Here is a 7,282-nt window from a genome sequence, read left to right as displayed (position 1 = left end):
TCCCGTGACGACGTCCTTTAGATAAAGCGCAGACTGTGCTTCAATCAGGAATGCCCGGGGCGCCAGGTCCAGGCTTGCAACCGCCACAATCATCCCCCCTCCGATACCGATCACCGTCGCCAGCACTGCCAGAAAAGGCATTGTGAGGGTAATCCCCCAAACTTTCGGGACGACGATGAAGCGTAGAGGATTAAGCGCCATCGTTGTCAAGGCGTCAGTCTCTTCGGAAACCGTCATCGTAGCAATTTCGGCGGCAATGGAGGCCCCGCTTCGCCCGGCCATGACAATGGCAGTCATCAACGGTCCCATTTCGCGAGTCATCGATATCACCAGCAAATCGGCAACGAAGATGTTCGCTCCGAACTGGCGCAGTTGTTCGGCAGACTGAAGCGCCAGAACGATACCAATCAGGAATGCGATAGTGCCGATAACCGGCAGCGAGCCGACGCCTATCTGCAGCGCTTGAGCCGTTACTGCGCCTTTACGATGCCCATCCCCCCGCCAGATCGCCACCAACGACCAGTAAAATGTCTGAGATATTAGGAAGATAAGGTCCCAGGCATCGTCGCGAAGCCGATAGAACCAGCCGCCGACCGCTTCGCCGAAACGCGGCTTATCGCGTGAAATGCGCACTTCCGGCGCTGGGTAGAAATAGGCTGCCAGCACTTGCTGCACCGATGGCGAGGCGTTTAAATAGTCGATGTCCTTACCGGCCATATGACCTCGCACGAGTAGTTCGGAGAGCAGTGAAGCGCCGAGGCTGTCCATAGCCGGGACTTCGCCCAAGTCAACAAGCACTTTTTGCCGGGGGGCAGCACGAACGGCGTCGGAGAGTGCATTCAACAGACCCGGTGGCCCCCCGCCCCGCAGCGAAATCTTCAGTCGGATCGCTTCGGCATCGACCTCGAACGCCTCTCGTGCCCGACGAGCCCTGCGCATCAGAGGAAGTAGTAACTTAGTCGAACGGAAATCAACTGCTCGATGATGTTGTAAGTGTAGAGCGTCCGGTCGTGCTTCAGGCGGAAGGTGTGCTCAAGCGTTACATTCTTAGTTAATGCGAAACTTACAAAGTTGCTAAGGTCGATGACCGGGTCGTCCTGAGCACCAATCGGGAAGAGCACGTCAAGTTCGGTGGTGAGTCCAAGGTTCTGGAAGAAGGTAAAGTTAGACACCAGGGATGCCTCCCAACCCCTCTGGTTGATGTCTGGAACTGCTTTGAAGACGGTATCGACATCCGTTGGCTGATAGACATCCTTGTTGACACTCTGTCGAAATCCAAAGCCGCTGCGGACGCTGAGACGGGCGTTATACGACCTTAGTGGGGTCAGATTGACACCCACTCCCTCTTTCAATTCAAGCGGGAAGAAAGCCGGTGCAGTTTCGGCCCTTTGTACTCCACGCAGATAGCGCATCACCCTACCACCTTCATTGTGAAAGGTGACGTTAACCGGCCGGTCATAGACACTTGTAACCGGAAGAAAGTGTGTGCCAAGATCGAGGCGACTGTAACCTCCCAACCACTTCAGGAGGTAGTAGATATAGGTGTTCTTTAGTTGCAAGCGGTCGGGTTTGATGGTGAACTGCGTGTTGTGCAGTTTCTGAGTTCCCAGATCAAGCAGATTGTTGGAAAGATAGTAATGCGGGAACCGATCGAATATCAATCGGTTTTCGACCTGGGCAAGAACCGATATGTCGGTGCGTGGCGAACGCGAAGTTCGATTGTCCGAGTTAAGCACCATATTGCCATGTATGGCAAGGTAGCCGCGCAGGTTCGCAAGTTGCCGAAGAACATTGCTCTGCGCCAGAATGCCGGCACCGGTGAAGTTCCCGGTGGTGCTCTCGATGACAAGCGTGAAGGGGGTGTAGTTGCCGGTCTCGAGATAGACAGTGGCGAAGTTTATGAAGGTATTGAAGTCCCGCCCCCGCTTCACGATCTTGTAGAGTCCCGGAGCCAGAATGAGAGTCTGCATCTGCTCCCCCAACTCTGGACTAATCGCCGGAATGACGCCGTAGGATTCAGCACTCGAGACTCGAAATATCTGCAGGTCATGTGAGAAGTAACTGCGCGACTCGTCGATCACCTCTATCGTCAAAGCGCCCCAGTCCGGTTCAATGATAACGGTCTCCTCTCGTCGAACGGTGACTTCCTTCACGATACGCTGTTCGATTGTTCCAGTGCCGAAAACGACCTTGTAGGTGCCGGGACTGACGAAAGCGCTGGAACCGGTGTTCTGCTGGGCAATCAGCAAGTCGCCGAGGAAGACAGCGTAGGGCGGCTCACTGTTCGGATTGGTCATCGCCGGTACAAAGATCCGTCCCATCCCCTTCTGGTCGTCGAAGCCTTCGGCGTAAAGTTGTTCTTGAGGCGGCGGCTGAAGCCACCCTTCGACCGCGGGCGGTGCCGGGGCGGCATTCAAGCGGGCGACCAAAGAGATCGCTATCACCAGTCCTTGCCAACCTGTCCCTCCTCTGCATTCCATGAGACTCGAATCAACCTTCATTGGTGCTGTCGGCTGGAACTGGATAGAAGTGGGTAACGATCTTGACAAGAAACTGCTCCGACTCTTGAGAAATGAGGTCGCTGACAGCCTTGGCAAAGATCGACATATTGCCGGGCGGGATGCTGATTTCACGGTCGAACTCATGAAGCAGCAAGATGTCGTTGCTGCCGGAATCGTAGAACTCGAACCGCATTCTAAGATGCGCGGCGGTGTAGGCTTCGCTCTCGAAGCGCTCAATCTGGGTTACCTCGCCGGTGATCTCAAAGTCCGGCCGCTCTTCGAGGAACTCACGTTGGCAGTTGCGAAAGAGGTTATAGGCTTTGATGTGTTGGACCAGAAGGTCGGCCACAGCCACCTGGGGACGAACTGCCCAAAGTGAGTAGCGGTAGTAGTCTATCTGATGGCTGGAGTAGCGGGCGATTATCCGGACAGAGTCGTAGGAGCGAGGTATTTTAAAATTGCGCACCTGAACCCGGTAAGGGATCGGTTCGGAAAGTTTGAGTTGGGGATTGACCGGACTGGGGGCATACTCAATAAGGTAATAACTGGTCGCCAATTGCTGCTTGGCGCAGCCGGCAAGTATTACAAGTGCGATTAGAAAAAGACCAAGGAAGACCGGCGACCGCCGGGCAACCTTATATAGACGATCGGAATACCTCATGGTCAGGTCCGATGGTGGTGAAGATGACGATACCGGACTAACGTCCCCGAACCGGGCCGCTCACTTCGCCGGATCGGGTGCCGCGTAATAGCAGAGATGGATCCTCCGAGATGGTCCGGGCAAACTCGTTGAATGAATCAAGGCTTTCGCGTAATACTTCAAGAGATGTCAATATGTCGTGGCGTCCCTTGAGAATAGTCAAGTCTATGTGAGTCAATGTTGTGCGCGCCTGCTGAAGCGCAAGCCGCAAGTCGGAAACCGCATCGCCGATCCGGGCTCCGCGAATCTCACTCGTCGTCGTATCGAGATTAGCAATCACCCGGTCTATAGCCGGCGATCCGGCGACTGCAGCAAGGCGTTCGGAAGCATACTCGAAGTTCTGAACGGCGTTGGAGATCCGCGGGCTGTTGTCGATGAGTATTTCATGCACATCGCTAAGGATAACCGTCGTGTTGTCGATGAGAGCCATCAGGCGCTGCTGATTCTCTCCGCCGGTAAGTGTTGCCAGATTGGTCAGCACCAATTCCAACTTTTCAGATACCGCCTCCGCTTTACCGCTTATGAGGTCGAACGTTGACTGAGCAGGTGTGATTTCGGAGTTGACTGGAAGGACCTTGGCGGCTGAGGTGCCACCGGTCAATTCGATGACTTTGATTCCCGTTAATGAGAGGGCTGAAATGACGGCTTTGACATCGCTGGTGATGGGGGTGCCATGATCGACGGAAATGGTAACTACAACAGTCTCCACTTCCTTGGGGTCGATGGCGATCCTATCGACACGTCCGATACGGACGCCGTGGTACTTGACCTGACTTCCGACATCGAGGCCGCTGACAGATACATCCCGGTAGCGAATGTAATAAGTATCACGGCGCTCGAGTAGTTTACCTCCGGTGATGATGCCGAGTAACACGATCAGCGTCCCTCCCGCAACCAGCAGGAATATGCCAAGCCGGGCGCGTTGGGCAGGGGTTACTTCACGCAACCAAGCCTCCTTCGGCAAGAGAGGACTCGAGTCTCAGCCGGGAGAAGTGCTCGTGCAAGGGATCGAGCAACAGGTCGAGTTGCCCTTCGAGAATGCGGTCGAGGCTGTAAATCGTTACCGGAACGCGATGATCGGTTACTCGATTCTGGGGGTAGTTATAAGTGCGAATCTTCTCCGAGCGGTCGCCGGTTCGGACCTGACTGCGCCGTTCGGCAGCGCGTTTGGCTTCCTCGGCTTCGAGTTTCATTTGGAAAAGCCGCGACCGGAGCACTTTCATCGCCTGGGCGCGGTTTTTAATTTGGGAACGCTCATCCTGACAGGTTACAACCAGCCCGGTAGGCAGGTGGGTGATCCGGATAGCCGACTCGGTCTTGTTGACATGCTGCCCGCCGGCTCCGGAGGCCCGGTAAGTATCGATCTTAAGTTCCGACGGGTCGATATCGATGTCAACCTCTTCGGCTTCGGGAAGAACCGCCACGGTCGCAGCAGAGGTGTGAATACGGCCCGACGCTTCGGTGTCGGGAACGCGCTGCACCCGGTGGACGCCGGATTCCCACTTCATCCGGCCATAGACACTTTCACCGGACAAGGTAAGCGTCAATTCCTTTACCCCGCCAAGCGAAGTGAAATTGCTATCGACGATATCGGCTTTCCACTTCTTTAGTTCGAAGTAGTGCATATACATTTTCAGGAGATCAGCGGCAAAGAGAGCAGCCTCTTCCCCACCAGTTCCGGCTCTAAGTTCGACCACGGCGTTGCGGGCATCCTCGACCGGTTCGGGAATCATTAGTTGAAGAAGACGCGCTTCGAATGAGTGCACATCCCGTTCACGGCGAGGCATCTCTTCGAGTGCCAGTTCGGCGAGGACGGGGTCGGCAACAACTTGTTGCAGGTCATTCAGTTCTTTACGCGCCCGGACAAGCGCATCCCGGGTTTGCACCAGTTCGACGAGTCGGCGATGTTCGCGCGCCAGTTCGGTCATTCGACGAGGATTCGACAAGGCTTCCGGAGAAGCCATTTCGATCTCTACTTCGGTAATACGGGGCGTGAGTGCGCCGATCCGATCTTCCAGCGTGAATTCCGGTGCTGCGATCTCAGGCATTGCGGGATAGCGATGATGTTGCCATTAGGTCAAGGCTCAGGATAAACCAGTGCGGCATCGCGTGACAAGTTGACCTGGTAGCCCTGACCGGCGCGCAGCAGGGGGATGCTGTTGTAGTTAAGACGGGGCACATAGAATCGGCCCCGGACATCCTTGGCGATGGTCAAAGCATCGCCAAGTGAGGAGAATGCTACCGGAGCGGTAAGTTGGTAGTCAGGATAGTAGGCCATAAAACGCCAGCCAGCGCGAAGCGGTATCTCCGTTTGCGCCTGAATCGGTTCTCCTTCGACAACCCATTCGGCGGACCGTATCAGGCGCATCATGTAGCCTTTTCCGGTCTCCCAGGAGGGGATGTTATTGAAGCCGGAAGGTGGATGGTAGAAGCGGCCTGCTTCATCCTTGACCATGACGAGCAAGCCCGCTTCGACGAGCGGTCGGGTCATAGCGCGGACATCGTTCGACTCTGGACGAACGCGCAGGGAAGCGAGATTCCAGTTCTCGGTCAACCAGATAGTCTGACGCTCCAAATCGGGTGCTTCAACCCCGACAGCCCATAGCGCCGAGACACCTTGCTCACCGATGGCAATATCGCGGATGGCAACACCGGTGGGATTTCCTGCATAGTCCCGGCTTCCTGGACTCGAATTGATATGAAAGTGGCGATTGTCAGCGGATCCGGGATAGGGATCACCGGCATCGCCATAGTTGGCGTTGCGTTCGAGGTCCCATCGGTTATCGGCCTGCTCGAGCGCTACAAGATTGTGTAACTGTCCCTGATTGCCCGGCCACCACGGATTGTCGTTGTTCTGCATCTGCTCGTCGATGTGATAGACGAGCAATCCTTCGGCCACGAGTGAAGCATCGAAAACAACCCTCCGGCGGTATTCAGCAAGGAAATACTGAGGGCCCTGATCGTTCGGGTTCCAGAGGCGATAGATGGTGTTTTCGCCATAGACTTCAGGCAGGACGCGCTCCTGATCGAAGGCGATCTCGACGACATTAGCCCAACCAAGTCGGGTCTTGCACCAGGCATCGAAGTGGACCGGACGACGCCCCTGATCTCCCCAGGAGCCGTAAGCCATCATTGACCAGGTGCCGATACCGGTCGAACGATTGCGAGTGTCATAAAGATCGGGAAGGCCAAAGATGGCATGCCCCAACTCGTGCCCAAAGACACCTATGTTGCCGTCCTCGGGAACGGTAACATAGTTGCGGAATCGAATGCCGTCGAGGTCGCCTACATTTTCCACCTGCCAGGTGTGCGACCAGATGATGTTGCGGTTATTTGGGTTAAGTTCAGCACCAGGACCCGCGTGAAGAACGACTACGGCATCGACGAGGCCGTCGTCGTTGTGGTCGTAACGACTGTAATCGAGATCGCGATCGGCAGCGCGTATGGCATCCTCAGCCATACGTTGGGCATTACGTGGATAGTTGCCAAGACCATAGATACCGGCAACATAATAGTTGTAGTTCTGCGGCATCCGATACCAGCCTACGACATCGCCGATCAATTGAACCTGTCCAAGTGAATTCTCATCGACCCAATCGCGCACACTACCGGGATCGATCTCGTCCTGACTGAAAAACTTCCGGGCATAGAACACCGGGGGATGCCCATTGGCGTCTGCTTGGTTGTCGGCGAAGTCGATGAGTATCACCGGAATACGGATCGTCTCCTCGGCCGGGTCATCGCGTCGCGGCCGGCCTATCCTGTCCAGGACTGAGATGCCGGGAGCGTCCAGACCACGACGAGCGCCGGCATCGAAGACATCTGCAATGCGGGAACGCTCGCCCGGGTCGAGGGCATCCCAGCGCTCCGGGTGCGGAGGCATTGCCAGTGTGGATAGCACCGACAGTGCCAGGAGAATTATGATATGTGCTAGCATACTTCGCATCGTCCATTATAAGTTAGGTGTACTATCTTAGCGATCTGTTGACAGTGTGATGGCTGTTCAAGTCCCCGAAGGCGTAGCCGAAGGGGACTTGAACAGCGCCCTTGGTCACAGGACGCTCCGTGGATAGATTGTCTT

General features: G+C 55.6%; 6 protein-coding genes. All 6 read right to left on the bottom strand.

Annotation, left to right across the window (positions count from 1 at the left end; translation table 11 throughout):
- The coding region (locus FJY67_10465; protein ID MBM3329873.1) for an ABC transporter at positions 1-939 on the bottom strand (939 nt) is incomplete at its 3' end.
- A complete protein-coding gene (locus FJY67_10460) occupies positions 939-2,444 on the bottom strand; it encodes a hypothetical protein (GenBank protein ID MBM3329872.1) in 1,506 nt (501 codons plus the stop codon). The genes FJY67_10465 and FJY67_10460, both read right to left, overlap by 1 nt.
- A gap of 46 nt (positions 2,445-2,490) precedes the next feature.
- Entirely contained in the window at positions 2,491-3,162 is a 672-nt protein-coding gene (locus FJY67_10455; protein ID MBM3329871.1) for a hypothetical protein, read from the bottom strand.
- Between the two features lie 37 nt (positions 3,163-3,199).
- Positions 3,200-4,165 carry an MCE family protein gene (locus FJY67_10450; GenBank protein MBM3329870.1) on the bottom strand — a complete coding sequence of 322 codons (966 nt, stop codon included), beginning with the start codon at positions 4,163-4,165 and terminating at the stop codon, positions 3,200-3,202.
- Positions 4,140-5,249, bottom strand: coding sequence for a peptide chain release factor 1 (gene prfA, locus FJY67_10445; protein ID MBM3329869.1), 1,110 nt, complete (start codon positions 5,247-5,249; stop codon positions 4,140-4,142). The genes FJY67_10450 and prfA overlap by 26 nt, the downstream gene beginning before the upstream one ends.
- A gap of 29 nt (positions 5,250-5,278) precedes the next feature.
- The gene (locus tag FJY67_10440; GenBank protein ID MBM3329868.1) at positions 5,279-7,147 is read right to left on the bottom strand and encodes a M6 family metalloprotease domain-containing protein; all 1,869 of its coding nucleotides are present in this window, start codon (positions 7,145-7,147) and stop codon (positions 5,279-5,281) included.
- Between the last annotated feature and the right edge of the window lie 135 nt (positions 7,148-7,282).

The sequence above is a fragment of the Calditrichota bacterium genome, from assembly GCA_016867835.1.
Lineage (GTDB): Bacteria > Electryoneota > AABM5-125-24 > Hatepunaeales > Hatepunaeaceae > VGIQ01.
Note: the sequence above shows the minus strand (reverse complement) of the source record. Positions and strands in the feature narration are given on the sequence as shown.